This is a genomic window from Candidatus Binatia bacterium (assembly GCA_026415395.1).
Lineage (GTDB): Bacteria > Desulfobacterota > Binatia > HRBIN30 > HRBIN30 > HRBIN30.
Window position 1 is genome coordinate 992,013 of sequence record JAOAHD010000007.1, and the last position, 25,896, is coordinate 1,017,908.

The following is a 25,896-nucleotide window of genomic DNA, read 5'->3' on the forward strand; positions in this document are numbered from 1 at the left end:
TGTTCGTGAGCTTGCCCGCTGCGAGCGAGCACCGGCAGCACCACAGAGCATCGCCGGTGGTGGATGTGCGGAGGCGGGCATGGAGCTGAGTCGGACCGGCTGCATAGCGCGCGTCAACCTGGGCGCTTCTACACGAAAAATTTCGGTGGCGGTAGCGTGCATTTTGGCGTTTGCCTGCGCTCGCAGTGATGCGGTCGAACCAAGCGGACCGCTGGGCCTAAGGAATTTCCAGCCGTTGCGGCAGATTTTTCTGCATCCGCCGTTTGTTGCGGCGCGCGTGCTCGAGCCGGGACGACTTCGGTTCAGCGTAGAGACGGCTGAGAGCAACGTGATCGCCACGGACCGCGGCGCTGTCGATGCGCTGCTCAAATTCGAACAAAATCGTACGGCGCTGCGCCTATCGCTCGGGTTGGCTCCAGCCTGGCAAGCCAGTGTGGAGCTGCCGCTACTCTCGCGCTTTGGCGGTGTGTTGGACCCAGTTATCGACAGCACGGAGGACCTGTTCTCAGCTTTTAACCCGGAGCGGCGGCTGTTCCCAAACAACACATTCGGGGGTTTCTGGGTGCGACGCCGCGGGCAAGTTTTGTTTCACGGGCCCCGCCAGTACGCCGAGCTGGGTGACGTGTCAGGTGAGGTGCAGCGAGAAGTTTGGAGTGGTGCGAGTGGTGGTCGACTTGCCGCGCGCTTCGCAATCGAGGCACCAACTGGGCGCTCGAGTGCGGTATGGGGCAGCGGCATTTGGGAAGTGGCCAGTGGGGTAGCTGGAGACTACCCGTTATGGTCGGACCGCCTGTGGGTGTACGGCAACCTCAACGGTGTGTTCCCCCTGGGAAGGGTAAGCGCGGCACGGCTTGCACTCGATCCATTTTTACAGCAGACCGTCGCCTTCGAAAGGATGGCCTCGAAGCGTTGGTCGTTCCTTCTGCAACAGGAGTTGTACACGAGCCCCTTTCGGGAGTTGCACTCCGCAGTTTTGGAGGGAACCATCATCGAGCTCGCGGTGGGGGTGGTGTATCGAGATGGCCCTTGGCGTTGTTGGCTGGGTGGAATCGACAATGTCAGTGGTGTGGCGCAAGCGGCCGATTTCACCGCGATTGTAGGGTGCGACCTTACGATGCGCCCGCGCTGGAATCGCCGGGTCGATGAGCCGTTGTGAGGCCCTTCCAGCTCTCGAGAAGCTGGGCGCTGCTGCCAGTCTCTAAGGACCGGATTTGTTGAAACCCAGTGTGCCGAAGGATGTAGGTGGCCTGGTCGCATGCTCGTTCGCCGTGCCTCAGCTTTCGGGAAGGACCAGGCACTTCAACGGCACCAAAGAAGAATACCCCACCGGGGCAGAGACACCGGAAAGTCAGAGAAAAGAAGCACTCGAGGTCGGCGGAAGTGCTGAACGAAGCGGCGGGGCCAAGGAAGATCGCGACATCGGGTTCCCGTGCCATCAGGAAGCTGGCGGGGTCAAGTCGATCCCCAATTTGAAATTCCACGTGCCGCCGCGACGCGGACGGTAGTTTGGCGCGTCCAAGGCTTATTTCGTTCGGCTGTCGGCGCAGGCAAAGAAGCGAGAGGATTTCGCCGCGCTCGATCAGTTTCCAAGCGTAACGACCGCAGCCATAGCCAAAATCGAGGACGAATGTTTCGAGCCCGTAGCTTCTGCGGCGTTGACACAGGGCTTCGAGGCGGGCTTCGATCTCGGACTGCACGGCGCGGAGGGCGCGCCAGTGTGGCTGCCGCAAAAACCAGCGCTCGGCCCAGAGCCCGAGGCGCCCGCTTCCAGTCGGCTGGTTGCTCAACGCATGGTCCACCACTTCGGGGCAGGCGAAGCCACGCGTGTAGGTGAGGTGCCAGCCGTGGCTCAGGCGGGCGAGGAGTGGGAGCACGAGGTCTAGCCATGCCATACCGCGTCGACGATGGAGCGAGCGCCGGCGCGAAGCAAGCCGAGTTCTGACGGGACTTGTCTTGCTTTGTGCTGCAAGCTGACGATTTGGTTGCGGCTTCATTTACCCGTTTGTTAGCCTCCCAACGCTCATGTCTGATGGCCGCGACACCCTCTATCTCATCGACGCCCACTCTTACGTGTACCGCGCCTTTTTCGCGCTGCCTCGCTTGACCACGGCTCAGGGCCAACCCGTGCAGGCGGTGTTCGGATTCACCAAGATGTTGTTGCGCCTGCTGCGAGAGCTGAAGCCGCAGTACGCCGCTGCCGTCTTCGACGCTCCTGGGCAAACTTTCCGTGACGAAATATACGCGGATTACAAGGCCACGCGGCCGGCTACGCCAGCGGAGTTGGTGTCTCAGCTTCCGTATGTCCGGGAAGTGGCCGAGGGAGCGGGGCTGACTGTGCTGCAAGTGGCGGGCGTCGAGGCAGATGATGTGATCGGGACGCTCGCTCTGCGGTGGAGCGAGCGCGGCCGGCCGGTGGTGATCGTGAGTGGGGATAAAGATTTACTTCAGCTTGTCAACGATTCCATACGGGTGTGGGACACTCTGTTCGACCGTTGGTACGATGCCGCGGCCGTTGAGAAAAAATTTGGCGTTCCCCCTCGCCTCATTCCCGACTTCATCGCCCTCGTTGGCGACACTGTGGACAATATTCCAGGGGTCAAGGGCATTGGGGAGAAGAGTGCCCAAGCCTTGCTTCGACGCTTGGGTTCGCTGGAGGAAGTGCTCGAGCGGGCTGCGGAGATCGGTGAGTGGAAGGAGTTGCGCTCCGCTCGCACAGTTGCCCGCGCACTGCTGGAGCAACGCGAGGCTGCGCTGCTGGGGCGTGAGTTGGCGCAAGTGCGCTGTGGCCTGGAACTGGAGGTCGATGAGGAACAGCTCAAAGTCCGCGCAATGGATGTTCCGCGCTTGCGGCGGTTGTTTCTTCAGTTGGGGTTCCATTCCCTGCTTCGCGAGTTGCCAGAGCAAGCACAACTGCCAGTGGCCGACTACGCGGTGGCCAGCAATTCGACGGAGGTTTGCACTTTCTTGGAGAGCGCCCCGAGTTGCTCGGAGATTGCGCTGGCAACCGTTCAGGAAGGAAGGGAACTGTGCGCAGTGTTAGGCCGGCCCTCGGCGCCAGCTCTCGTTGTGTGTCCGCCAGTCATGCCGCCACCGCAGGTCCTCGAGGCGGTGCGCGCGCATGCGCCGTCTCGTCTGTTCGCTCATGATTTCAAGCGAGACTTGCGGCTCGCCCATGCGGAGCACTGGAATACCGGCGCGGTGTTCGATGCCATGGTGGCGGCCTATTTGTTGGAATGCCCGGTGCCGACATCGTTGTCGGAGGTGTTGAACTTTTACTTAGGCTACGATTGCGGGCGCTTCCGTGAGAACATCGCGGCTACTGCGGCGGGCGTAGGTGCGTTGCCCGAACTCGCGGCGACCCTCTCCGGGGCGTTGACGGATCGCGGGATGCAGAGGCTGTTCGAGGAAGTCGAAGCCCCGTTGGTTGGGGTGCTCGCGCGCATGGAAGCTGCGGGAGTGCATGTGGACACAGTTGCCCTGCGGGAGGTGGGGGAGGAACTCGAGCGGCGGTTAGTCCGCCTCACGAAAGAAATTTATCAACTAGCGGGCGGGCCCTTTAACATCTCCTCGCCCCAGCAGCTCCGGGAGGTGCTCTTCGAGCGATTGCGATTGCCGACACGTGGTTTGCGTCGCGGAAGGACCGGGCTTTCCACGGATGTGGACGCGTTGTCCAAGTTGGCGGGATTGCACCCTCTTCCCGGAAAGATTCTCGAGTATCGAACGGTGGCGAAGCTCCGCTCCACTTACGTCGAAGGGTTACTGGAGGCCGTTGACCCTACGACTGGCCGCTTGCACACCACCTTCAACCAGTGCGTTACCGCAACCGGTCGACTGAGTTCCACGGAGCCTAACCTGCAAAATATTCCCGTTCGGGGCGAAGAGGGTGAGTTGGTACGGCGTTGCTTTACCGCCCCACCGGGGCGTCGCTTGGTGGTGGCCGATTACTCGCAGATCGAGCTGCGGTTGCTCGCGCACCTTTCTGGCGATCCAGTGCTGTGTGCCGCGTTCGAAAAGGGCGAGGATATCCATGCTCGTACAGCAGCCGAGGTGTTTGGGGTCCCGCCTGCCGCGGTTACGCGAGAGCAGCGCCGCCTGGCGAAGATGATCAACTTCGGGGTGCTGTATGGGATGGGATCCACCTCCTTAGCGAAGGAGCTGGGCATTTCTGTTGGGGAGGCCCAGCGTTACATCGACCAATATTTCACGCGGTATGCAGGGGTGAGAAGATACTTGGATGAAGTCGTTCAGCACGCTCGGCAGTGCGGATACGTAGCGACGCTGATGGGTCGCCGTCGTTCGGTACCAGAATTGAGCAGCCCGGATCGAGCCGTTGCGCAGGCAGCGGAACGAATTGCCTTCAATACGCCGATCCAGGGCTCTGCTGCCGACATTATCAAGCTGGCAATGGTGGAACTGGACCGTTTGATTCCGCGCGAGCGACTTGACGCGACGATGGTCTTGCAAGTGCACGACGAGCTTGTGTTCGAGGTCGCCGAGGATTGCGTCGAGCAGCTCTGCACCCTGGTGCGGGAAGTCATGCAGGGGGTTGTTGAGTTGCGGGTGCCGTTGGTTGTGGACCTTGGCGTCGGGGCAAATTGGGCGGAGGCCCATCCCTGAATGAATAGAACGCGGCAGGTTCGCGTCACTTGCTGAGTGTTGCCGTGGAACGAACCGATTCAGAATTGGTGGAGCTGGCCCGCAAGGGCAACAAAGAAGCCTTTCGAGAACTGTTCGAGCGGTACCAAAAGAAAGTCATGTCGATCGCTCTCGGTATGGTGAACAACCCTGAGGATGCGATGGAGATCGTGCAGGACACGTTTGTGAAGGCCTACGAAAACCTAGAAGGGTTTAAAGGCGAATCGAGCTTTTACACTTGGCTATTTCGGATTGCTGTCAACCGCGCAATCGACCTGCGGCGGTACCAGCGCCGCAACCCGACCGTTGGCTTGCAAGAAGAGTTCGGCATGCCCGATTCGGACGATCCGTACGACGAATTCCTGGGAGACGAAGAAGGCAAGACGGATCCGGTCCGCCAAGCCGAATCTCGCGAGATCGCCACCCGCGTGGCGGAAGCCATCGCCGAGTTGACGCCGTATCATCGCGCCGTCATACTCCTACGCGAAGTGGAAGGCCTTTCATACGAGGACATCAGCCGCGTCATGCAGTGCTCGAAAGGCACCGTGATGAGCCGCTTACACTACGCACGCAAGAAACTGCAGAGCAAGCTTAAGGACCTTTTGTAACTTCCCAGAAGGAGTCAGCCCCGTGCCCCTAGAGAAGCCCGAAAAGCTTCAGTGCTCCGATGCGCAGGCGATGTTGGCGCTGTTTGCGGATGGCGAGCTCGACGCGCGGTCGATGCAAATCGTGGCTACCCACGGGGCCCATTGTCCTGAATGCGACCGAGAGTTGCAGCGCCTAGAGCGCTTACAGGCGATATTGCGGGAGCACGTTGCCGCCAAGCTCGCGGATGCCCCGACGGAGTGGTTGTGGTCACGCATCGAGGCTCGGCTGCCGGAACGCGCTGAGGCTGTGCCCCGGAGGCAGCAGTGGCTCCAACGGTTGCGGGAGTTGGCCTGGCAACCGCAGGTGCTGTGGCCTGCCTTCGCGCTGCTTGCAGTTGCCACCATGGCAACGGTGTTGCTGCTCCGTGACGAGCCTCGGCTCCAGCCCAGTGCGAGCACGCTGGTTGCTGGCCTTGAACCGCCGGCAGTGATCGATTCACTGGAGGCCGATGTAGGCTCCGTAGCCGTGATGGACGATTGGCAAAACCACACCACCGTCTTGTGGGTGAGTGAAGAACTGCCGGTCACAGGAGGAACCGAGCCGTGAGCCAGCTGTGTTTGGTTTTGGCGGGTGCTGCCTGTTACTTGCTGGGTGCAGGCCGTGCGTTAGCCCAGGTGGGGAGTTACAGCCCGGCCGACATGAACCTGCAAGCCGTGCCGGCAGTGGAAGTCCGGATTGGAGCCGTGGTGGCGAGCAATTCGGGCCGCAGTTTTGACCCGCGGTTGGTCGCACTTCGACAGCAGTTTCACAGCTTGTTTCCCTATACGTCCTACCAGCTACTGAAGGAGGAGCGAAAGCGAGTCCCCTGGGGGGGCAAGGCAAGCTTTGAAATCCCTGGGGGGCGGTACGTAGTGGTGATCCCGCGCGAGTTTCGCAGTGGGCGGGTTGCAATGAAGGTGCTGGTCGTCGAGGGCGCACGCCCAATTATGGACACTTCGCTTGCCCTGCGGAACCACGGAACGTTGTTGGTCGGGGGGCCGCGCCAAGCCAACGGCGTGCTCATCCTGTCCATCGGGGCGGACACGCTTGACTAACGGAGCCCGCGGGGGCAGTGCGTGAAGTGGGAGGACAACGGTGTGACGGAATTTGAACGCTTGCTCCGTCTGCTTGGGGGTGCAACGGAAGCGTGGCTCACTGCGCAGCGCCTTCTGGGCTTCTGGGGGCCCGTCGGGGAGGCTTCAACTTGGATCACGCCGCTCGTGGCCGTCGCATCGGTATTATCCCTCGCATTGCTCACTGGGATTGCAGCTGCGGCGCTAGCGACTCTTCTCGTTGCCTTGATGGCGCTCTACTACTTGTTGAGCGAGGTGTTCGGGGTTTCCGTCGAACTGGCCGCTCCATACCACGTTTAAGCTCTCGTTTTCGAATCAGCGCTGAAGCTGCTTTTCGCGGTAATACGCAATCAGGATGTCTGCGATCTCGGGGCGTAAGATCCGCTCGTCGGGCCGTTCTCCACGGGTCAGCATTTCGCGAATCTTCGACCCGGAGATGGATAACGGCTTTTCCCCTGGGTGGTTGTCGATCAGATCTACGCGGCCCACACTTTCGAAATAAGCAGCGAAGCCGATGTTGCAGGGCTGAATCCGCAAGTCGCCGCGCAAGTTGTTAAAAATTTCCTGCGCGTCAAAGTCGCCCCAAATGGGGGTGCCATCGTCGTAAGGTGCGTCAGCGTGTTTGCGCCCAATAACGATGTCAGAAAAACCAAGGTTCTGCCGGTAGATTGCATGCATGACGGCTTCCTTTGGCCCCCCGTAAAGCATCTTGATGTCTAAACCGACAAGCTCGAACACTTCGGTTAGGTCGTAGCCGCGCTCACGCCACAGTGCCTCGTCTTTGTCGCCCTTACCAAGCAGCTTCAAATCGTGCAGGGCACGGTAACAACGCATGCGCACGCGCGCTGGCACGTCGTCTTCTTTCAACTCGCCGACCAGCGGGTTGAGGACGACTCCTGCAAAGTAACCCTGCCGGGTCAGCCGCTCGACGCCGGCCACCAGTGCGTACTCGTGCGCCCGGTGCAAAGGGTTGCGGGTCTGGAACGCAAGAGCGCGTTCCCACTTGCGCTCTGCAATCAGAGTGCGGACCTGCCGGGGTGAAAGGAGGTACTCGCCGTACTCGGGATCTACCTCTTGAGGGAGTGCCCAGAGTTCTCCGCCCAAAAGCTTGCTTCGCGGATCTTCGAGGATCATGCGCGCACCAGGATGATCGGTTCGCCGGGTTCCGTAAAACTTCTCGATGTGTTTCGGCTTATCCCAGTCGAAAAGACTAGTGACTCGGACGATGCCGACCGGCGAGCCTTCATGGACCAGAGCCACCGGATGTCCAACCTTGATTCGTTTGGCCTCGTCGTTGGTGACGGGGAAAGAAATAGGTGCGGTCCAAGCGTACAGCCGGAAGCCAAAGTCGAGGGCGTCGTGATCTAACACGTAATGCCACGTCTCCTCGTCCATTGGCCCGGTCAGGGGTGATAGCGTTCCGTCGGCAATGCGATAGACCGTCGACAAATCCGCGCGAGTCACTTCCACGCGCGGGAGCTCGGACGCTTCGTGCAGGAACTGCTTGCGGCGCGACAGGGGAATCACGCGGTTGACGGGAGCATCGAGTCCTCCATGTACAGGAACCAAATCAGGCACAGCTCAACTCCTTTCTTCTTCGATCGCTTCTACCGGACACCAAACTTCGTCGATCCACTCGAGCGCCCGATCACGACCCCAGAGTTTTTCGAACCAAGGGCGCTGCGGGATCGCGACGATCATTTGCGATATTGGATACTGCTTCATCATTTGCTCTGCCGCTTCCAATGGCTGAGCGTGGATGACGTGAGTGGTGACGGGGATTCCGGTTGCCTTGGCTTGCCGTTCCGCAGCCGCGAGTTGTTCTTTGGCGAGCCCTTCGAGTTCTGACCTTAAGTGCTCCGCCACGTCGGCAGAGAGTTTTTCGGCAACAAAGGCGACGTTGCTCAAGGTGGTTGCGAGTTCGGCTAGGCCCGCATCTGAAATCACTGCGACGACTGCGACACCAGCCTTTTGCTCGCGTGCAAGTTGAAGAGCGCGCTCGAGAGAGCGCGCGCAGCCGTATTGCGGCGAAAACAGGAGCAGGATGTAGTTCATCCTCCGCTTCCAGTGGGAACAATATGCAAGCCAAGGAGCGGCCAGTAAAACGCGGCCATGACGTTAAACAGGACCCAGGCGAGCAGTGCGAGCATGGCCCCAGGAATGACCAAATCGCGGAGAGACAGATAGCCGCTCGAGTAGGCGATGGCGTTTGCCGGTGTGCCGATCGGCAACGTTGTGGCCAGGCCGGCGGGCACCGCTACGGTGAGGGTGAGCACGCGCGGGTCTAAGCCGAATTCGTTTGCGATCCCTAGGCTCATGGGCAGGAGCATGGCCACCACCGCGGCGTTACTCATGGCCTCGGTGAGTGCCAGCGATAGGGCTGAGAGCAGAAGAATTACTACAGTGCCGTTTGACGCCCACTGGCTCAGCGTGGCTTGGGCAACCCAACTCGCTGCTCCAGAGCGATTCAGTGCCGAACCAAGGCAAATCGCCCCGCCGTACATGAGCAGGACCCCCCAGTTCACATAGCCCTCGATTTCTGCCCACCGCACGAGCCGCAGAAGGAACAACACCACCACAGCAGCCATCGCTACACTCGCGAGACCGAACTCTTCGCCGAGGAAGATCCAAGCCGAGAGTGTGACTAACGTAACGAGACCAATGGCACGTTCCTGGTAGCGCATTCGACCTAGCCCCAGGCGCCGCTCGTGCAGCACTTCGTCTGCCGCCTTGACGCTCTCAATGTCGATGGGGAAGAACCACAAGATCAGCCCGTAAGCGACTGCCGTTAAGGCTACGACGAGTGGAAAGATCGCGGCGCTCCACTCAAAAAAGGAAAACGATTTGCCAGTCGTCTCCCGCAAGATGCCGATCGCTAGCGGCGCGCGAGCGCCGCCCAACAGGGTTGCAATTCCACCGATGGTCGACCCCCAGGCCATGGCCAGAAATAGTGCTTTCCCATAGTGGCTCTTTCGGCCCGGTAAACGAAGCACTTTGGTCATTTCGGCGATGATCGGAAAGTTCATTGCCGCTACCGCATGCTCCGACATGAAAAACGCCATCGTCACGTTGAGAAGAAGTACGCTGCGCAAAAGACCACGTGGGGTACGGCCAAAGCGATCGAGGATGGCGAGCGCAATCCGTGTGCTCAAGCCCGATTTCATCAAACAGGCAGCGAGGATGAAGGCACCGAGGATGAAAAATAGGGCCTCATTACCAAACAGCCCGTATGCTTGCGCGGGCGTGAGAACCCCGGTCAGGGGGATGAGAACAATGGCGAGCAAGCTTGTAATCATCAAGGGCAGCACATTGAGCACCCAGAACGCCACGCATACGACAAACACCGCAAGCGCGCGTTGTCCCTGAGGGGAAAGCCCTTCCGGAGGTGGAGTGGTGACGCTCCACCACAGGACGGCTCCTGCCAACAACCACAAGCCCCAATAGGCGATGATCGGGAGTACGACACGCCAAAGCGGTCTTGTGTCCACAATAAATCGTGGCCCACTGCCATGGGTTGGGGCGGAACCCGCAGGTTGGGGTGTCTGCATAGCGCCTTATCCAGAACCCTCGTATTCGTGTTCGGCAAGGCACCGCACCCGGAGGCTCCGCCGCAGGCGGGCGAGGTTGCGTACGGCAAGGAGTTCGAGGCGGCTTTTCAAGCAGCCGCGTTTGGTGAGATTCGTACGGGCAGCTTCCGTTGCCGGCAGGTCCAGGGGACCCAGTAGGTGCGGCCACGCAGGCAACCAGGGGCGCGGCGGGGCGTTCGGTAGGAGGAGGCTTTGAAGCTGATGAAGGAGAGCGGTCGCCTCGTCGCTCGAGGAAGAGAAAGCCAGCGGCATTGTACGCGAGTGAGACAACGGGTGCGTGGGTACGAAGAACGGCAGGACATTCCAACTGATCAGCTCTTCGATCAACTCGCTCAGTTCCGTGACGGGACAAGCACCGAGCAGAAGCTCCGTCCACACCGTGCCACGGGGAAAAATCTTCCCCGCATGGCGAAGTGCCTGCAGGTAACGAGAGCGCCCAATATAGCGAGCACGCCCAGGCCAGAGACGCTCGAGCGAGGGCACGTTGGGGACTTCGAGATTGAAGCTGATGCCGTCAACGCCGATTGCGTAAGCGTGGTCAATCCAGCGCAAAGTACGCGGCGGGTGCAGTGCAGCAAGCACAAGGGCCGAGGTATGCCGGCGAATCGCTTTCACCAGCGGTTCGATTTCCTGTACACCGCCGTCATCGGCATCGAACGAGGCTGCGGGTAGAAAGACATACTGGAGGGCACGCTCCCGAAACGCCAGTGAGGTTGCTTCAGCGGCCTCGTAAGCTGTGACGCCGAACGAGCGCTCGTTCTCGGAGCGAGAACCCACACGGCAAAATCGACATGCGATGCCCGAGATGCTGTAGCCGCACGCTTGGCGACCGCCCAAGACCAGCGTTGAGCCATACACCTGCGCGAAGTCACCGATGCGCCTGCCAGAGCTTGTCGATTGTCCATAAAACGAGGGAGGGGGCGGAGCAGTGACCGAGTGGCAGTCCGAGCCGCTGCGCAATTGGAGCCTCCCCCCTGCCTTCACGAGAGTCCAGACCGGCGGTGCAACGGAACTGGTGTGCACAAGGGGGGTGACGGTAAAACCTTCTGCAAGCTGGAGTTCGAGCCGCTGCTGAGCCACGCCGACCGCGAGCCAGTGACCTTGGACCCGTAGGGTTTCCAGTGCGGACTCGTCCAGGTGGACACCATGCAATAGGAGGGAGGCCTTAATTGGCAGAGTGTGCCCCGTGGAGCTGGAAGCGCTCTCGATGGAGGATCCCCGTTCAGTTGCGGCCACAGTAGCCACAGCGGAACCTCTCCTGCTCGTGGATTTGCTCAATCTCTCCGGTTCTGGTGTCATACCGAAACAGCATTGGAGTGCGCAGCGGGCACGGTGCTACAATATACCGTAGTGCGAGTGCGGCCGCCCATGAGGCACACCACTGCAAACTATCAAGCGGCTCTCCTGTGGCGGTTTGCTCAGCGACGAACGCGTGAAACCAGCCTGCGCAGGAAGGGGAAAGCTCGGGCGACGGGGCGACGCCGACCAGTCCGTGGGAACTAGCCGCACGCACCCACAGTGCTGTGGGTCGGTATGGAGATGACAGAAAAATGCGGTGCCAATCTGGCAGGCTGAAACTGGTGTCGATGAACAGGGAAGGCCTTCCGGAGAGCAACAGGCCTTCGAGCGGGGATAACCGAGTATCGGGCCAGGTCTCGCGCTTTGTGAGCGCGGATATCAACGTCTCGGCTAATCGAAGCTGACCAACTCCAGCCCGCGCCAAGCTGCTGGCCAGTGCTTCGGTGAGAGAACCCCTTCCGGAGATCACGATTTCGGAGTGCAGCACACGGAGCTGCCCGTGGGCGCCGAAGTTCGACACCAAAATTTGGCGCGAGTAGCGCTCGAGTTGCGGCTCTGTCAGCTCCAAACGCTCGCTCACCTTGAAGTTCGCTCCGACAGCATCCGTTCCAGGCGTGCGCGCCGTTCGCGCCAGCCCACCCAGAGATTCGTGCTGAGGTAGCGATCGCCAAAATCCGGAAAAATGACCACGAGAACACCTTCGGAAAGTTCCCGGGCTACGGTCAGTGCGCCCACCATTGCGGCTCCGGAGGATTGACCCATGACTAACCCTTCTTCCTCGCCGAGCCGGTAGACCATTTCGTAAGCTGCATCCGTACTGACGGGAATTTTTCGGTCCAGCTCTTCTTCATGGTAAATTCCCGGCACGATCGAACTGGCCATGTGTTTTAGCCCTTCGAGGCCGTGCCACGCGTCGTCCGGCTCCACAGCAATCACTTGAATGCCAGGATTTTGTTGTTTGAGGTAACGGCCTGTTCCCATGATCGTGCCGCCCGTGCCGATGCCAGCGATAAAGTGCGTGATTTGGCCGTGCGTATCCCGCCAAATCTCTGGCCCTGTGCTTTCGTAATGTGCCCGAGGATTGACCTCGTTAAAGTACTGGTCGGGCTTGAAATACTTTTCTGGGTTTTCTGCAATGATTTTCCGGCAGAGGCGAATGGCGCCGTCGGAGCCTTCGAGTGGGTCGCTAAAGATCACCTTCGCCCCATAGGCAGCCACGATCTTCTTTCGCTCCCGGCTCACGTTCGCCGGCATCACCAGCTCTACTGGGTAGCCCAGGACAGCGCCCGCCATCGCCAGGGCAATGCCGGTATTTCCGGAGGTCGAGTCAATGATCGTCTTTCCAGGACGTAGCTTTCCCGTTCGCAACCCGTCCCGCACCATCCATACGGCAGGACGGTCTTTCACCGACCCTCCGGGGTTCAAGCCTTCAAGCTTGGCGTAAATCCGCACACGCGGACTCACAGCGTCCCGCACGCGGCGAATCTCAACCAGGGGCGTATTCCCCACAAGGTCGAGTACGGAGTCGACCTTCCGTGGCCGCAGCGTCTTACCTGGACGCGGAAGGGCGGGTGCCTTGGTCACTCAAACTCCCCCGGCGATCGCGGGGACTATGGAAATTTCATCCCCGTCCTTCACCGGCGTCTCGAGAGAGTTGAGGAAGCGGATGTCGTCGCCGTTGACGTAAATGTTCACGAACTTCCGCACTTTCCCGGTTTCGTCGCAAATGCGTTCTTTGATGCCGGGATGGCGCTTCTCCAAGTCGTCGACGACCATCCCGATGGTGGCACCGGAGGCGGTAACTTCCTCTTGCCCACCGGTAAAACGCCGCAGTGGCGTGGGAATGCGTACGCGAACCGTCATCACTTGTTCCTCCTTGCTTTCCAGATGGCGACGAATGCTGCCTGGAAGCTGCCAAGCTTTGCCAGCGTGTGGTAGTGCCTTCGGCTAAACGGTGCAAGGTTTCACGATAGTCAGTGCATGGCGGCCGAGAGCTGACCAGTGCCCGCGCAAAGAACACACTCCGGCTCCGGGGCAAACGGCACGATCCGAATTGTCGCTCGATAGGCATCCACGTACAAAAGTTTACGCACGAGCATGCTTTCTCTGCGACCAGATAACCAAGAAATTGCTTCAAGTGCGAGCCGTCCACCGAGGAGCTGCACCACCCCAGGAATGATCCCGGCCTGCTGGCAGGAGGTCTCGTTGGCCGTTCCGGAAACATTCACGACACAGCGCAGGCAGCCCGGTTCACCCGGCAATGCGGTGAGCGCTTGACCACGCCACCCGACCGCGCCTGCATGCGCGATGGGGCGGCCACACGCAAGGGCAAGGTCATGGAGCCAGAGCTTGGTGTTCCATCCATCAGTGGCATCGATGACCCAATCGTGAGATTCAATCAGCGTGGCGGCGTTGTGATCGCCCAATGCGATCGGTAGCGGCTCGATGCGGACGCGCGGATAGCGAGTGGCCAACTTGCGAGCCGCAACCTCGGCCTTTGGCGCGCCGAGATCGCCCTCATCGAAGAGGAGCTGGCGGTGGAGGTTAGAGACGCTGACCGTGTCGGGATCCACAAGGGTCAACTGTCCTGCGCCGTGCGCCGCGAGGATTTGCGCCGCTGGCGACCCAAGCCCGCCCACGCCGACGATTAAAATGCGGGCATCAGCGAGACAACGAGGGGCGTACACGTCACTAGGTTTCCCGCCACGGAGGGTTTAATAGTAGGTCCGCCCCCGGCCGAACGGGTCGAAGCCCGTTCCTAGCGCTGGCGCCGGAAAGCCGCTTGCGCGGGACGGAAGCTGAGCGGGCTGGGGGGGAGGGACCTGCGCGGTTTCGAACATGTCGCTCACGCGACTGCGACCATTCAACGCAAGTAGAACGTCTACTGCGTTAGCCTGTGTCGCGAAAGTGCTTGACTGGTCTTGTAGCCTTTGCAAGGCGCGTTGTGCGGCAACGGCTTGAGGTGTTCCGGGGCGCAGCTCAGTGACTGCACGGTAGGCAAGCGCGGCACGGTCGACCAAGCCACGAGAGCGGTAATAGCGGGCGAGTTGGAGCAGTCCGCGAGCGGCCTCTTCAGTATCGCCGTAGCGGGCCGCCAGTTCCACAATCCGCGTTTCCGCGGCTTTCCAATTTCCGCGCCGGGAGTAGAACTCTGCAATGTAAAGCTCATGTGCGGCCAAACGCTGACGGCAGCGCTTTAGTTCCGAGCGGGCCAACTCCGCGTAAGGGCTTTCCGGATACTGACGCACCACGGTGAGAAAGTACGTTTGCGCGTTTTGCGCAGCCGTCTGGTCGCGGTCGTAGTCCAACATTTGGCGCGCGTAGCACATGCCGAGCAGGTAGCCGATAAAGGGCAAGTGGGGGCTGGTTGGGTGGCGGCGCTGGAAGTCCGTCAAGGCAACGACGGCCTCGGGGTAGCGGCCATCGAGGTACTGTGCGTGGGCGATCCGCAGTTCTGCTTCTTCAACAAAGTCGCTGAAGGGATGCTGATCGAGGAGTTCCCGGTATTCCGAGGTTGCAGCCCCGAACGCACCGTTGCGAAAGTGTTCGCTCGCTGAGGCGAAGTATTCGGCGGCACTCTTGGGTTTTTTCGCCGCGCATCCTATCGCCACACTGGCGAGAACGGCAACGACCCACGCGCTCCACCGCGTCATGGCAAACCTCCTTCGCGCTAAACATGAAGTGAATCGAACTGCACGGTCCACGAACTTAGCGGTTTGGAGCTCGAGGGCCAGGTTCGTGCCTGCGCCCGCGGGTGCTCATCGTCTCCTTCGCTGTCGCACCGCCTGCGCTTTCGGATACTCGGCCAGGGCTGCCTCCAAACGCTCGACGAAGAGGCGAAATGAAGGGTCTCCTTGGACGACGAGATCGTCATACAGCTCCTCGATGTGGGTTTGCTGCAAGGCGACGAGCGTGCTCGTCGCCTCGTCGAAGCTTTGGCTGTTTCCCACCCGCTGCTCGAGTTCGGTGAGGCGTTGTTCCAGCTGTTCAATGCGCTCGCCGAATTCTGGCAGGAAGTCGCCAGACTCGTCGCGCTCCTGAAGACTGAGCAATTCCTCGCGAAGCACTTTCGCGTGGGTTTCCTCAAGGAACGCAAGTTCGTGGCAAAGTTCGCGTCGATCAGGATCATGGGAAAACTGCTCGGCGAGCCGCCAGTATAGGGCCGCGCTGCGTTCGGCGAGTGCGCTGCAGCGTTCGAGGATCTCGGCAAGGTACATGATTCCTGTCCTCCGTTCGTCTGCCCAACAATGAATTAGCCGGCCATGGAGGACAAGAGGCGGTCCGTCACAAAAAATGGCCCCCAAAGGATTTTGGGGGCCAGGGAGAAGCGGGTGACCGGGGTCGAACCGGCGACCTTATGCTTGGCAAGCATACGCTCTAGCCAGCTGAGCTACACCCGCGAACACACCAGTCTGTAGCGCAGGCGGTTTTTGAAGTCAAAGCCGCAGGCCAACGGCACAGCAGTCACGGCCCTTCGACGGTGATTGGGTACTCGTCCACGTCGGACACGTTGTTCGTGGGGTCGCGCAATGTCACTTTCGCAATGTACTCACCCGGCTTTGCGTACGTGTGCTGCGCGCGTACAAAGGCGTAGTCGGCCTTGTCCGGTGGCTGCTCCGGTTTCATTCCCGTAAGTGGTGGCGACCCATCGCCGAAGTCCCAATCGAACTCACCGGGTGCATCCGAGCAAAGCCCTTCGGCGGTGAACCGCACTTCGAGCGGGGCGGGGCCGCGTTCGACGTCGGGCGTTAGAATCACGACGCAGCCGGGTGGGGGCGGGGAAGCTGGGGCTGCAACGGCGGCAGGTGATTCTGCAGCCACCGGTGGCTTAGGCAATTGGCCTTGCTCCGGAAGCAATGGTGGAGGTGCTAAGTCACGTTCACAGCTCCGGCAGCCAGCCCATTGCAACACCGCAACAGCAAGCACAAGGCGACATCCCCAAGTTCGCAGTCCGATCATCATGAGTCCTTCCCTAGCTCTCGTGGTGGCAAGCACACCGTCAGCCGCGTGCTGATAGAGAAGCAAGTCTGCGCTTGCAAAGTTTCCGCGGCACAGCAGAAAAGTAGCAGATTGGCTTGTGCGCCCAGGGGCTGGTCGTTAGGTTGCGCCGCCAAACCGCCCTTGCTAAGCGATCGCGCACTCGCTCAGTTCGGCGGCGTACCCAAGTGGCTAAGGGAGAGGTCTGCAAAACCTCGATGCAGCGGTTCGAATCCGCTCGCCGCCTTAACCAGTTGTTCGCGAAACACCGGGCGCGAGCCCCACGAGTTCACGAGAGCTTGGCAAGTACCGAGTCTGCGCTCGATACGCTCAAGCCCGGGCCAGGTTCCACTAGCAATTCTCGCACGACGCCATCTTCGACGATCATCGCATAGCGTTGCGATCGCAAGCCCATGCCGAAGCCGGACGCATCGAGTTCCAAGCCGACTGCCTTGGTGAACTCCGCATTGCCGTCTGCCAGGAGGCGAACCTTGCCGGTCGCCCCGCTCGCCTTGCCCCAAGCGCCCATGACGAAAGCATCGTTCACAGCGATGCAGACGATCTCGTCGACACCTTTGGCCTTGATTTCATCAGCCTTCTCAATGAAGCCAGGCAGGTGTTTGGCTGAGCATGTCGGTGTGAAGGCACCGGGCACAGCAAACAATACGACCTTCTTCCCCTTGAAAATTTCCTCCAAGCTGACGTCGCGCGGACCATTGTCGGTCATCTCTTTGAGCTTGAGGTGCAACGGCAACCGGTCTCCAACTTTAATGGCCATTTTTCCTTCCTCCTCTTCTTCACATGGTGAGCGGAACCTCAAGGATTCCCATTCGCCTTGAAGCCTACTTCTTTGTGTGACCCGTCACAAAAAGGCTTGTTCGCCGAATGTCCGCACCGGCATAAGTAAAAGGGCCTCTCCGGAATCGGGATGGGGTTTTTCTTCGCATCCAACAGCTCGACATCCCCGTGAACCTCGTAGGGACCGTCCTTCAGTACCTTAATTTTCACGTCGGGCATGGGCAGACCTCCTCTCTGCGAGGCAATTGGCTACCGACTCCGCGTGCCGAGCGCAAGCGACCGCGCTCCGTTGCGCACCAAAGCGGGTGCGTTGTTTCCCGAACCGGTAGCTCTTCGCTTCGCACTGCTTCGCAGATCAGGCCGATGTTCATTCCATCACAGGGAGGCCCGCTGGGCTTAGGGTGCTGCTGCTGGCTTTTCGAAAATTGCCAGGATGTCCGCCTTGAGAAATTCGAGGGCCGGACGATCGATCAAGCGCTCGAATAAGAGCGAAAGTACGTAGAGCGGCTTCACGAATCCGAACGAATGAGCCAGCCCGTGACGGGTAATGCGCGCCTCTCGCAAGCCGGCTTGCTCAGCTAACCGGCGCAGTGCCGAAACGGTATTCGCTCGATACCAGCTAGGAAACACATCGTCCTCGAAACTCCGCCATTCGCGCCGATTAAGGAAATACGTAAGTCGCTTGTATGCGAGATGGAACCAATGCGGCGTGAGTCGGGCGACGATCATGGCAGAGTTCCAGTTATTCGGCGTGAACACGATAAAACGCGCACCCGGGGCCGCAACACGTGCGACTTCTGCAAACACGTCCTCGGGACGTTCGAGGTGCTCGGCCACCATCGATGCAGTGACTAAAGTGAACACCCCGTCGCGGAACGGTAAGGCGGCAGCATCAGCGAGGACCAGATGGCGCAACGTCTCATGTTGTTGTAGATGAGGTCGCGGTCGCACCCAATGACCGGGGGAGCCCGCCGCGTGAGCGCCCGGTTGAGCTCGCTGTTTCCTGTGAGACGCCGGCCGCACCCGAGATCGAGCCAAACAGTGCGAGCATCAACTGCTTCAGCAAGCAGCCGTTCATACGCTCGTTTCGGCGACCCGTAGGTTGGGTAGTACCGTCGGATCAAAGCCGCATTCTTGCCGTGCACTGGTTTATTCCTCCGAAAGAATGAGAGAAGATTGAACGTACTGCGGAACTGCCGAGACCTGGCGCGGCTGGCTACCTATCACCGTTACGAGCGCTTGCAAGTTGGGCCGGCGTGGCCTTACACCGCAGCCGTTGGCCGCTTCAGGAGCGCCCGGATCCTTCTGTTCGCGGCTGACCACTGTCTTGGGGGTAGCCAGTTTGGAGCCGCTCCCGCAGGCGCATAAGGAACTCCCGCTGCGCGGGGATCATCAGGGGTTCCGCTCGGTCCAACGGGTAAAAGCGACACACATCCACCTCGTGCCCGTCGGACTTGATGCAGCGGCCTCGCTCGTCAATCGCCGCAGCACTTCTCGGATCGAGAACGGCCCAGTAACCGTGCACAACCTTACCGGACTTTTGTCGGATCGTGCCAAGGTCACCAACAATGTGGACGTCGAGGCCGGTCTCCTCTTTCGTTTCGCGTACCGCCGCCTCTTCCGGTTGCTCCCCGGGTTCTACGTGCCCCTTGGGGATTCCGAACAGAGGTTTTCGGAAGGTCGCCCCGCGGGGGTGAACGAGAAGGACTTCGGTTACTCCGTTGTGGACGCGGGTGACGACACAACCGGCAGAAACTTCTTTGCCTCGTTTGGAGGCTGTTTGCTTACTTGCCCGCGGGCTCTTCGATGGCGTTGGTCCTGACGACACTCGAGTAAAAGTAGCCGCTATCTTTAACGATCCGTTGCTGCGAGTCGAAGTCGACGTACACGATTCCGAAGCGTTGCGTGTAACCAAAGGTCCACTCGAAGTTGTCGAGCAAGGACCAGCAGAAATACCCTCGCAGCGGCACCCCATCGGCAATTGCACGAGCGGCGCGGAGAAGGTGCTGGTGGAGGTACTCCACTCGTTCGGGATCCGCTACCCGGCCATCCCGCACCTGGTCGGGGTAGGAGGCACCATTTTCGGTTATAAAAATTGCCGGCCGGCCGTAGTCGCGGGTGATTCGCACCAGTGAGTCGTACAAATGGTCAGGATAGACTTCCCATCCCATTGCAGTGTGCGGCTTGCCCACTTGCGCCACCTGCGTAGCGGCGAGCACAGGTACACTCGGCTCGTGGCGCACGACCGCGCGCGTGTAACTGTTATGACCGAAGAAGTCGATCGGTGGCGCGAGGTGCTCGTCATCGTCAATCACGAGACGTGGGTCGAACGCGGCGAGCATTGCGCGCGCCTCGGCTGGGTAGTGACCCAGCAAACTCGGCTCCCAAAACCACCGGTTGACCAAACAATCCCAGCGTTCCGCCGCAGCTTTGTCTTCGGGGGAATCTGATGCGGGATACACGGGTAGGGAAACGTGGGTGATCCCGACTTGAGTTTTAGGGCACAGGGCGCGCAGTGCCCGCACCGCAAGGCTGTGCGCCACGTTTAAGTTGTGGGAAACTTGAACCGCTGCCGCAATGTCTTGCTTTGCCGGAGGGTGAAGGCCCAACACGTAGCCAGCAACAACCACCGCGAGAGGTTCATTGAGCGTAATCCAGTGGGCGACACGATCACCCAGACGGAGCGCACCCGCGGCCACATCCTCGGCAAAAGCTTCGGCAGTGAGGCGCGACTCCCAACCGCCGCATTCTTGCAAGGCCTGGGGCAGGTCCCAGTGGTACAGAGTCACGAACGGTTCGATTCCTCGCGCGCAGAGGGTATCGACGAGGCGGTCGTAGAAATCGAGTCCCGCCGTATTCATCACGCCGTGACCTGAAGGGAAGATGCGCGGCCAGGAGATGGAAAAGCGGTAGGCCTTGAGTCCTAAGCGAGCCATCAGATCGATGTCCTCGCGGTACCGGTGGTAGTGGTCGCAAGCGACGTCTCCAGTGCTATCGTCGACAATCTTGCCGGGCGTGTGGGTGAACGTATCCCAAATGGAGGGGCCTTTACCGTCTTCGTTCCACGCGCCTTCAATCTGATAGGCGGAGGTGGCCGTACCCCAAACAAATCCAGCGGGAAACGTTGCCATTAAACCCCTCGCTCTCGACGTTCGTGTCGCCGTGCGTTGCGCGGTCGCGTCCCGCCCCGGGTCTTTGCCGGCTCTGCCTCCAATCGTGAGCGCAAGCGCTCGCGCGCCTCGACCAAGCGGCGAAAGGCGTTGGCAAGTTCAGGATCTCGCACGCGCGCAACCTCTGCTTCCCAGTTGGCAAGCGGCTCGACAGCGCTCTTCGGCAAACTGGGAGCGGCTACACGCGGTCTGTCGGAATTGGCCTTTGAGCGCGGGCTCCCAACGACGATGACCAAGTCCCGCACACGACCGGGACCAACGTGGGCGTTGATGCTGTCGAGCAGCTGTGGCTTTAAAAACTCCAATTCCTGCCGCCACGTTGCCGAGGCGGCGAGCAGCAACAACACGCCGTTACGCAGCTCCAGCGGTTGAACCCGCCGCGCAATTTGCTGGCCGACCACGGCTTCCCATTGCGCGAATAAACGGTAAACATCGAGGTTTTGCTCTGCATCGAGCCGGCGCAAAATTCCGCGCAAAGTTTCCGCTAAAGGCGTGCAAGTGGAAGCACCTTCGGCTTTGTTCATTCCAGGGGCAAGATTACCTGGTTTTTTCCAGTATGACTAGCTTCAACGGCGCGGCACCGGGGCCGCACGAGCGAGGCGCATTCAGGGCAAGGGACCCATAGAAACCCGCCGTCACCGAAGATGGTCCGCATTCTTGACTACCACAACATGTTGTGGGATAGAGACATTCCATCCACAACAGATAGCGTTGGTGAGCGAAGGGTTTGCAGGAAGACATGGGAGGAAGCATGGCCAACGGAGCACAGAAGAGGAAGCGAGAGCGGCCAGCAACAGCCGCCTTTGAAGTCAATCAGCTCGAGCAGCGTGGCTCGAACCGGGGCTTGCGTGTTCAGCGTTATTTTACGCAACCGGGAGTCGATCCGTTCGACTGCGTTGAGTGGGAAGTTCGCAAGGCCGTGATCACCGGGGAGAAGGGGGAAGTTGTTTTCGAGCAGGACAACGTCGAGGTTCCCAAGGCGTGGTCACAGTTGGCCACGAGCGTGGTCGTGTCGAAGTACTTCCGGGGGCCTTTGGGCAGCCCTGAGCGCGAGCGCAGCGTCCGGCAGTTAATCGGACGGGTGGTGAGAACACTGCGTTCGTGGGGAGAACGGCAAGGGTATTTTGCGACCCAGGCGGACGCGGAGGCCTTTTCCGCCGAGTTAACGCATCTGCTGTTGGAGCAGAAGATGGCCTTCAACAGCCCCGTGTGGTTCAACGTGGGCATCGAAGAGCGCCCGCAGTGCTCGGCGTGTTTCATCTTGTCGGTGGACGACACGATGGAGTCGATCCTCAACTGGTATCGTAACGAGGGCATCATTTTTAAGGGTGGCTCTGGTTCCGGAGTAAACCTGTCGCGGATTCGGTCGTCGAAGGAAAAGCTTGCCGGAGGTGGCACGGCTTCGGGCCCCGTCTCGTTCATGAAGGCGGCGGACGCCTCTGCGGGCGTGATCAAATCCGGAGGCAAGACGCGGCGCGCCGCAAAAATGGTAGTGCTGAACGTCGACCATCCGGACATCGTGGAGTTCATTCGCTGTAAGGAAGAAGAAGAGAAGAAGGCGTGGGCGCTCATCGACGCCGGATACGATGGCTCCCTCGATGGGCCGGCGTACAGCTCGGTGTTCTTTCAGAACGCGAACAACTCTGTGCGTGTGCCCGATGCGTTCATGCGTGCAGTGGAAAACGACGGTGTTTGGCACACGCGTTACGTGCTCACGGGAGAGATTTGCGAGGAGTATCGCGCTCGAGACTTGTTCCGTATGATCGCCGAGGCTGCTTGGGTTTGTGGCGACCCGGGTATGCAGTTCGATACCACGATTAATGACTGGCACACCTGCCCCAACGCGGGCCGCATCAACGCTTCGAATCCGTGCTCCGAGTACATGCACCTTGACAACTCGGCGTGCAATCTCGCCTCGCTCAATCTGATGAAATTTGTTGATGAGGGTGGAAACTTTGACGTCGCTGCCTTCCGGCACGCGGTGGACATTACCATCCTTGCCCAGGATATCATCGTGGACAACTCGAGCTACCCTACGCCTGAGATCGAGCGTAACGCACGACGCTACCGCCAACTCGGCTTGGGATATGCCAATTTGGGCGCGTTGCTGATGTCGCTCGGCTTGCCGTACGACTCCGACGCGGGGCGAGAGTACGCAGCGGCGGTGACTGCTTTGATGTGCGGGGAAGCGTATTTGCAGTCTTGCCGAATTGCGGAAGCGATGGGTCCGTTCGAAGGCTACGGTGCTGATCGTGACGGCATGCTGCGCGTGCTGCGCAAACACGCGAGTTACGCACACAAGCTTGACCCCAGTCTTGTGCCCCTGGAGCTGCTGACCGGGGCACGGCGAACGTGGGACGAGGTGGTGACGACGAGCGAGCGCGTCGGGGTGCGGAACTCCCAGGTGACCGTGCTCGCACCTACTGGGACGATTGCGTTCATGATGGATTGCGACACCACAGGTGTGGAGCCGGACATCGCGCTTGTGAAATACAAAAAGCTCGTCGGTGGCGGGATGCTGAAGATCGTGAACTCCACCGTACCGCGGGCACTCAAGCGGTTGGGCTACGAATCGAGCGAAATTCAGAGCATCGTGGAATATATCGACGAACATGACACAATTGAGGGGGCGCCCGGCTTGCGGGAAGAGCACCTACCGGTCTTCGACTGCGCATTCAAACCAGCACGGGGCAGCCGCTCCATTCATTACATGGGTCATTTGCGGATGATGGGTGCGGTGCAGCCGTTTATTTCCGGTGCCATTTCCAAAACCATCAACATGCCAAACAGCGCTACCGTCCAGGACATCATGGATGCGTACATGGCGGCGTGGCGCCTGGGTCTCAAAGCGGTGGCTGTATATCGTGACGGTTGCAAGCGTACTCAGCCGCTCAATACGGCAAGGGGCGGCGGTAAGGCGAACACGGCTGCTCAGGAGTTTCAACCGGTGCGCCGGAGGTTACCGAACGACTGCCAATCGATTCGCCACAAGTTCGATATCGCCGGACACGAGGGATACATCCACGTAGGTCTGTACGAGGATGGCAAGCCAGGAGAGATTTTCATCAAGATTGCCAAGGAAGGGAGCACGGTCTCGGGTTTGATGGACACCATTGGCATCCTGACCTCCATGGCCTTGCAATATGGAGTGCCCTTGGAAGTCTTGGTCGATAAGTTCAGTCACGTGCGCTTCGAACCTTCCGGTTTTACCAAGAATCCAGACATTCCGTTTGCGAAGTCGTTGATCGACTACATCTTCCGTTTCCTGGGTTCACGGTTTCTGAGTCCCGAGCAGCGTTCGCAGATGGGAATCTCGATCACCCCGAGCGAGGGCGCCGCTGGTCCGGGGTCGAGTAGCTCTTCAGAGCTTCAACCCGGAGGGAGCGTTGCTGCACTGGGTTTTAGCCCTCAGGCCGACGCCCCGAGCTGCCAGGACTGTGGCGCAATCATGGTGCGCAACGGCAGTTGCTACAAGTGCATGAATTGCGGAGCAACCAGTGGTTGTTCCTGATATTCGAGCGATCCGCAGCAAGGGGGCGCGCCAAACAAGGTGTGCGGGGAGGTGGCGGTGGCCGAAGGTTCGGGTGGGGCGCCTGCATCTCTGCAGGCGCCCCACGGGGTGTGCGAGGAGCTCGCTTCAAGAAGCAGCCAGCGGCTCCGCCATTGCCGATCTTTAGGGCTTACGGCGTGTGCTTAACTTTCCTGGCCTGCGTGAGCGCGCAGGCGCTGAAACAAAGCCTGTTTGTAGTGATCGATCAGGGCCTTACTCTCGAGCGGTGACTCCCCCAACATAAACTGTTGCGCGAGCACACCCACGAGCGTGACTAGGATAAGCGCTGCTTCCCGCGCGGGGTCCAACTCCGGACGAAACACGCGGCGCTGCTGCCCCCGCGCGATAATCTCTGCGAACGATTCACGAAACGCGCGGTAGAGGCCGTTTACCCGCTGCACGCTGTCGCTGCTTGCGCCGCCGGGCGATGGCTCTGCGCTAGCTAATTCGCCGCGGAGCATCAGCGTCATGAAGAAGCGAACCGAGTACACGTTGTCGTTGACGAACTGGTAGAACGACTCGATGAGCCGTCCGATCTGCTCAGGTTCCTCTAGTCCAGCAAGCTCCTCACGGTCGATGTGGTAGGGCTCCAAGTTCTTTTGTAGGGCACTGAGGTAAAGCTGACGCTTGTTATCGAAGTGCCAGAAGATCAGTGCCTTACTTACCTTCGCTGCACGCGCCACTTGAGCCAACGACGTCGACTCGTAGCCGCGTTCCGCGAACAGACGAGCGGCAGCGGCCAGAATCTTCTCCCGCGCGGCACGGATGTCTTCGGGCGGACGGTGGCTTTCCTCGGTCATGTTCATCCCCTACGGAAACAGCCGAATTGAGTCAACGAAGAGAAGGAGCCAAAGAAGTTGTATATCGTTCCCTGCCCTTGGGTGCACAGAGGAAACTCTGTGGTTGGCTGCGCCTTCGGTATCGACTCAATGCTCTGGCCTGGGCCGGCCCAGCGCTAAAGCAGCGAAGTGGCGCAAGCTTTCGTCGGGATGCTCAGCGGCTACGCGCTCCAAGATGGGTCGCGCGGTATTGCCCATTTCAGCCAAAGCAAGAAGGGCCGCCGCGGCGTAGCGAGAATTTCCACTGGAGAGCGCGTCTTCCAGGTGTGGGATGGCGCCTGGTCCAACCCGCGCTGCGCTGGTGGCAGCGGCACGGCGCACAGACTCGTCCCGATCATCCATCAGTCTCAGCAGGCGCGTCAAGTGATCGGGTATCGGCGCGAGCGACTGCGCCAGTGCGCGCCGCACGCTCGGTGCTGGATCGACAGCGAGCTTCTCGATGAGGTCGGCCAGCGCGAAACTTCCGGCCGCGCGAGCGGCAAGGATGCGCCAGTCCTCTCGGGGATCACCCGCCCAAGCCGCAGCGGGCTCGACAATGGCTGGATCACGCCAAGAGAGCAAGGCATCCCAAGCCTGCGCTGCCAACTCGTCGTTGTGCGATCGGGCGAGATGCAACACCGGCTCCCGCAGAATTCGCAAGCTCCGCTTGCGGACGAGAGACAACGCACTCTGCCGGACGGTAGGCTCAGTGTGACGCAGAGCTCTGGTGAGCGCGTCGATCACATCAGGGTCTTGGAGCTGCATGTCGTCCGCACTACTGGCCAGAATTTCCAGTGCAGCTACAGACAAGCGCGCCTCACCGAGAGCAGCGATTTGGGCGAGCGCTCTGGTACCGGCGATTCCAGCGCGGACGCTGGGCTCGAGGGTCACATAGTTTTTCAGAGAGTCAAGGGAAGCCGGGCCAGGGCTGCGGACAAAGGCGTCGCCATTGGCGGCAACGCTGAAGATCTTTTTAGAACGCACCTGCGGGGGAAAGCGGTGGAGCCACAAGCTGGTCGAAGATAGCGGGGCCAGGGCGAGGAGCACTTGGTCGTTGCGAGAAAACCGTGGCGGCCTGCGGGAAGCTAGTTCCTCCCACGCAATCTCCACACGTTCCCCTCGGGCTAGCGGGCCCGAGAGAGATTCCTCCACAGTGACCACAGCACGGTAGCCGACCCGGTCGATGCGGGCGACCCGTTCGATTCGCACGACGGCGTACCCACTGGCGACCGACACGGCTCCGAGCAGCGCGGCTGGATCCTCCTGCGCTGGCGGCGCCTGTTCTGCTTGGCGACAACCGTAAAGGGTTAGGACGACGCAAAGATAGATGGAGAGGACCGTTGGCCACCACATGGCCGCTGA

At 60.2% G+C, this 25,896-nt stretch carries 27 protein-coding genes and 2 tRNA genes; 8 read left to right on the plus strand and 21 right to left on the minus strand.

Going from position 1 to position 25,896, the window contains the following annotated elements:
- The first annotated feature begins 79 nt into the window (after positions 1 to 79).
- On the plus strand, positions 80 to 1,156 hold the full coding sequence (locus tag N3C12_08750) for a DUF3187 family protein (GenBank protein MCX8072525.1): 1,077 nt from the start codon (positions 80 to 82) through the stop codon (positions 1,154 to 1,156).
- Here the strand turns inward: N3C12_08750 and N3C12_08755 are convergent.
- Complete coding sequence (locus N3C12_08755; protein ID MCX8072526.1) at positions 1,110 to 1,892, minus strand: class I SAM-dependent methyltransferase family protein; 783 nt, start codon at positions 1,890 to 1,892, stop codon at positions 1,110 to 1,112. The genes N3C12_08750 and N3C12_08755 overlap by 47 nt on opposite strands.
- A gap of 130 nt (positions 1,893 to 2,022) precedes the next feature.
- Between N3C12_08755 and polA the strand changes: the two genes are divergently transcribed.
- Genes polA through N3C12_08780 form a run of 5 tightly spaced genes read left to right on the plus strand, consistent with a single transcriptional unit; the run spans position 2,023 to position 6,635 of the window.
- Entirely contained in the window at positions 2,023 to 4,617 is a 2,595-nt protein-coding gene (gene polA / locus N3C12_08760; protein ID MCX8072527.1) for a DNA polymerase I, read from the plus strand.
- Between the two features lie 44 nt (positions 4,618 to 4,661).
- The gene (locus N3C12_08765; protein MCX8072528.1) at positions 4,662 to 5,243 is read left to right on the plus strand and encodes a sigma-70 family RNA polymerase sigma factor; all 582 of its coding nucleotides are present in this window, start codon (positions 4,662 to 4,664) and stop codon (positions 5,241 to 5,243) included.
- A 22-nt stretch (positions 5,244 to 5,265) separates the two neighbouring features.
- Entirely contained in the window at positions 5,266 to 5,829 is a 564-nt protein-coding gene (locus tag N3C12_08770) for a zf-HC2 domain-containing protein (GenBank protein MCX8072529.1), read from the plus strand.
- The gene (locus N3C12_08775; GenBank protein MCX8072530.1) at positions 5,826 to 6,317 is read left to right on the plus strand and encodes a hypothetical protein; all 492 of its coding nucleotides are present in this window, start codon (positions 5,826 to 5,828) and stop codon (positions 6,315 to 6,317) included. Before N3C12_08770 ends, N3C12_08775 begins: the two co-directional genes overlap by 4 nt.
- A 42-nt stretch (positions 6,318 to 6,359) precedes the next feature.
- Complete coding sequence (locus N3C12_08780) at positions 6,360 to 6,635, plus strand: hypothetical protein (protein ID MCX8072531.1); 276 nt, start codon at positions 6,360 to 6,362, stop codon at positions 6,633 to 6,635.
- 15 nt (positions 6,636 to 6,650) lie between these two features.
- On the opposite strand, the gene N3C12_08785 is transcribed toward N3C12_08780, so the two are convergent.
- The 12 genes from N3C12_08785 to N3C12_08840 all read right to left on the minus strand — a co-directional run bounded on the left by N3C12_08785 (position 6,651) and on the right by N3C12_08840 (position 16,183).
- On the minus strand, positions 6,651 to 7,913 hold the full coding sequence (locus N3C12_08785; protein ID MCX8072532.1) for a sulfate adenylyltransferase: 1,263 nt from the start codon (positions 7,911 to 7,913) through the stop codon (positions 6,651 to 6,653).
- Positions 7,914 to 7,916: 3 nt separating this feature from the next.
- Complete coding sequence (locus N3C12_08790; protein MCX8072533.1) at positions 7,917 to 8,390, minus strand: hypothetical protein; 474 nt, start codon at positions 8,388 to 8,390, stop codon at positions 7,917 to 7,919.
- On the minus strand, positions 8,387 to 9,823 hold the full coding sequence (locus N3C12_08795; protein ID MCX8072534.1) for a DASS family sodium-coupled anion symporter: 1,437 nt from the start codon (positions 9,821 to 9,823) through the stop codon (positions 8,387 to 8,389). Before N3C12_08795 ends, N3C12_08790 begins: the two co-directional genes overlap by 4 nt.
- Positions 9,824 to 9,889: 66 nt before the next feature.
- Positions 9,890 to 10,699, minus strand: a complete 810-nt coding sequence (locus N3C12_08800; GenBank protein ID MCX8072535.1) for a hypothetical protein — start codon at positions 10,697 to 10,699, stop codon at positions 9,890 to 9,892.
- A gap of 445 nt (positions 10,700 to 11,144) precedes the next feature.
- Complete coding sequence (locus N3C12_08805; protein MCX8072536.1) at positions 11,145 to 11,801, minus strand: hypothetical protein; 657 nt, start codon at positions 11,799 to 11,801, stop codon at positions 11,145 to 11,147.
- The gene (locus N3C12_08810; GenBank protein MCX8072537.1) at positions 11,798 to 12,805 is read right to left on the minus strand and encodes a PLP-dependent cysteine synthase family protein; all 1,008 of its coding nucleotides are present in this window, start codon (positions 12,803 to 12,805) and stop codon (positions 11,798 to 11,800) included. The genes N3C12_08805 and N3C12_08810 overlap by 4 nt, the downstream gene beginning before the upstream one ends.
- A complete protein-coding gene (locus N3C12_08815) occupies positions 12,806 to 13,084 on the minus strand; it encodes a MoaD/ThiS family protein (protein ID MCX8072538.1) in 279 nt (92 codons plus the stop codon).
- Between the two features lie 110 nt (positions 13,085 to 13,194).
- The gene (locus N3C12_08820; protein ID MCX8072539.1) at positions 13,195 to 13,908 is read right to left on the minus strand and encodes a HesA/MoeB/ThiF family protein; all 714 of its coding nucleotides are present in this window, start codon (positions 13,906 to 13,908) and stop codon (positions 13,195 to 13,197) included.
- Between the two features lie 27 nt (positions 13,909 to 13,935).
- Positions 13,936 to 14,874 carry an outer membrane protein assembly factor BamD gene (gene bamD, locus N3C12_08825; GenBank protein ID MCX8072540.1) on the minus strand — a complete coding sequence of 313 codons (939 nt, stop codon included), beginning with the start codon at positions 14,872 to 14,874 and terminating at the stop codon, positions 13,936 to 13,938.
- 105 nt (positions 14,875 to 14,979) lie between these two features.
- A complete protein-coding gene (locus N3C12_08830; GenBank protein ID MCX8072541.1) occupies positions 14,980 to 15,438 on the minus strand; it encodes a hypothetical protein in 459 nt (152 codons plus the stop codon).
- Between the two features lie 109 nt (positions 15,439 to 15,547).
- Positions 15,548 to 15,621, minus strand: a tRNA-Gly gene (locus N3C12_08835).
- 64 nt (positions 15,622 to 15,685) lie between these two features.
- On the minus strand, positions 15,686 to 16,183 hold the full coding sequence (locus N3C12_08840; GenBank protein MCX8072542.1) for a PKD domain-containing protein: 498 nt from the start codon (positions 16,181 to 16,183) through the stop codon (positions 15,686 to 15,688).
- A 189-nt stretch (positions 16,184 to 16,372) separates the two neighbouring features.
- Between N3C12_08840 and N3C12_08845 the strand changes: the two genes are divergently transcribed.
- A tRNA-Cys gene (locus tag N3C12_08845) sits at positions 16,373 to 16,445 on the plus strand.
- Between the two features lie 42 nt (positions 16,446 to 16,487).
- Here the strand turns inward: N3C12_08845 and N3C12_08850 are convergent.
- The 6 genes from N3C12_08850 to N3C12_08875 all read right to left on the minus strand — a co-directional run bounded on the left by N3C12_08850 (position 16,488) and on the right by N3C12_08875 (position 20,690).
- Positions 16,488 to 16,976 carry a peroxiredoxin gene (locus N3C12_08850; GenBank protein MCX8072543.1) on the minus strand — a complete coding sequence of 163 codons (489 nt, stop codon included), beginning with the start codon at positions 16,974 to 16,976 and terminating at the stop codon, positions 16,488 to 16,490.
- A gap of 38 nt (positions 16,977 to 17,014) precedes the next feature.
- Complete coding sequence (locus N3C12_08855; protein MCX8072544.1) at positions 17,015 to 17,215, minus strand: CDGSH iron-sulfur domain-containing protein; 201 nt, start codon at positions 17,213 to 17,215, stop codon at positions 17,015 to 17,017.
- Positions 17,216 to 17,392: 177 nt separating this feature from the next.
- Positions 17,393 to 17,911: a class I SAM-dependent methyltransferase gene (locus N3C12_08860; GenBank protein ID MCX8072545.1), complete on the minus strand. Its 519-nt coding sequence runs from the start codon at positions 17,909 to 17,911 to the stop codon at positions 17,393 to 17,395.
- Between the two features lie 370 nt (positions 17,912 to 18,281).
- Complete coding sequence (locus N3C12_08865) at positions 18,282 to 18,824, minus strand: NUDIX domain-containing protein (protein MCX8072546.1); 543 nt, start codon at positions 18,822 to 18,824, stop codon at positions 18,282 to 18,284.
- Positions 18,781 to 20,127 (minus strand): GH1 family beta-glucosidase, encoded by a 1,347-nt coding sequence (locus N3C12_08870; GenBank protein MCX8072547.1) that lies wholly within the window; start codon positions 20,125 to 20,127, stop codon positions 18,781 to 18,783. The genes N3C12_08865 and N3C12_08870 overlap by 44 nt, the downstream gene beginning before the upstream one ends.
- Complete coding sequence (locus N3C12_08875) at positions 20,127 to 20,690, minus strand: DUF721 domain-containing protein (protein ID MCX8072548.1); 564 nt, start codon at positions 20,688 to 20,690, stop codon at positions 20,127 to 20,129. Before N3C12_08875 ends, N3C12_08870 begins: the two co-directional genes overlap by 1 nt.
- 227 nt (positions 20,691 to 20,917) lie before the next feature.
- Between N3C12_08875 and N3C12_08880 the strand changes: the two genes are divergently transcribed.
- Positions 20,918 to 23,677 carry a vitamin B12-dependent ribonucleotide reductase gene (locus tag N3C12_08880; GenBank protein MCX8072549.1) on the plus strand — a complete coding sequence of 920 codons (2,760 nt, stop codon included), beginning with the start codon at positions 20,918 to 20,920 and terminating at the stop codon, positions 23,675 to 23,677.
- Positions 23,678 to 23,859: 182 nt separating this feature from the next.
- Here N3C12_08880 and N3C12_08885 read toward each other — a convergent pair whose 3' ends face one another.
- Together N3C12_08885 and N3C12_08890 are read right to left on the minus strand one after the other, a co-directional pair.
- Positions 23,860 to 24,516 (minus strand): TetR/AcrR family transcriptional regulator, encoded by a 657-nt coding sequence (locus N3C12_08885; GenBank protein ID MCX8072550.1) that lies wholly within the window; start codon positions 24,514 to 24,516, stop codon positions 23,860 to 23,862.
- Positions 24,517 to 24,642: 126 nt separating this feature from the next.
- The gene (locus N3C12_08890) at positions 24,643 to 25,887 is read right to left on the minus strand and encodes a HEAT repeat domain-containing protein (protein ID MCX8072551.1); all 1,245 of its coding nucleotides are present in this window, start codon (positions 25,885 to 25,887) and stop codon (positions 24,643 to 24,645) included.
- Between the last annotated feature and the right edge of the window lie 9 nt (positions 25,888 to 25,896).

Coding starts and splice junctions, on each gene's coding strand:
- N3C12_08750 (MCX8072525.1), top strand. CDS start 80: ATGGAGCTGAGTCGGACCGGCTGCATAGCGCGCGTCAACCTGGGCGCT.
- N3C12_08755 (MCX8072526.1), bottom strand. CDS start 1,892: ATGGCATGGCTAGACCTCGTGCTCCCACTCCTCGCCCGCCTGAGCCAC.
- polA (MCX8072527.1), top strand. CDS start 2,023: ATGTCTGATGGCCGCGACACCCTCTATCTCATCGACGCCCACTCTTAC.
- N3C12_08790 (MCX8072533.1), bottom strand. CDS start 8,390: ATGAACTACATCCTGCTCCTGTTTTCGCCGCAATACGGCTGCGCGCGC.
- N3C12_08815 (MCX8072538.1), bottom strand. CDS start 13,084: ATGACGGTTCGCGTACGCATTCCCACGCCACTGCGGCGTTTTACCGGT.
- bamD (MCX8072540.1), bottom strand. CDS start 14,874: ATGACGCGGTGGAGCGCGTGGGTCGTTGCCGTTCTCGCCAGTGTGGCG.
- N3C12_08830 (MCX8072541.1), bottom strand. CDS start 15,438: ATGTACCTTGCCGAGATCCTCGAACGCTGCAGCGCACTCGCCGAACGC.
- N3C12_08840 (MCX8072542.1), bottom strand. CDS start 16,183: ATGATGATCGGACTGCGAACTTGGGGATGTCGCCTTGTGCTTGCTGTT.
- N3C12_08850 (MCX8072543.1), bottom strand. CDS start 16,976: ATGGCCATTAAAGTTGGAGACCGGTTGCCGTTGCACCTCAAGCTCAAA.
- N3C12_08855 (MCX8072544.1), bottom strand. CDS start 17,215: ATGCCCGACGTGAAAATTAAGGTACTGAAGGACGGTCCCTACGAGGTT.
- N3C12_08870 (MCX8072547.1), bottom strand. CDS start 20,127: ATGGCAACGTTTCCCGCTGGATTTGTTTGGGGTACGGCCACCTCCGCC.
- N3C12_08875 (MCX8072548.1), bottom strand. CDS start 20,690: ATGAACAAAGCCGAAGGTGCTTCCACTTGCACGCCTTTAGCGGAAACT.
- N3C12_08880 (MCX8072549.1), top strand. CDS start 20,918: ATGGCCAACGGAGCACAGAAGAGGAAGCGAGAGCGGCCAGCAACAGCC.
- N3C12_08885 (MCX8072550.1), bottom strand. CDS start 24,516: ATGACCGAGGAAAGCCACCGTCCGCCCGAAGACATCCGTGCCGCGCGG.
- N3C12_08890 (MCX8072551.1), bottom strand. CDS start 25,887: ATGTGGTGGCCAACGGTCCTCTCCATCTATCTTTGCGTCGTCCTAACC.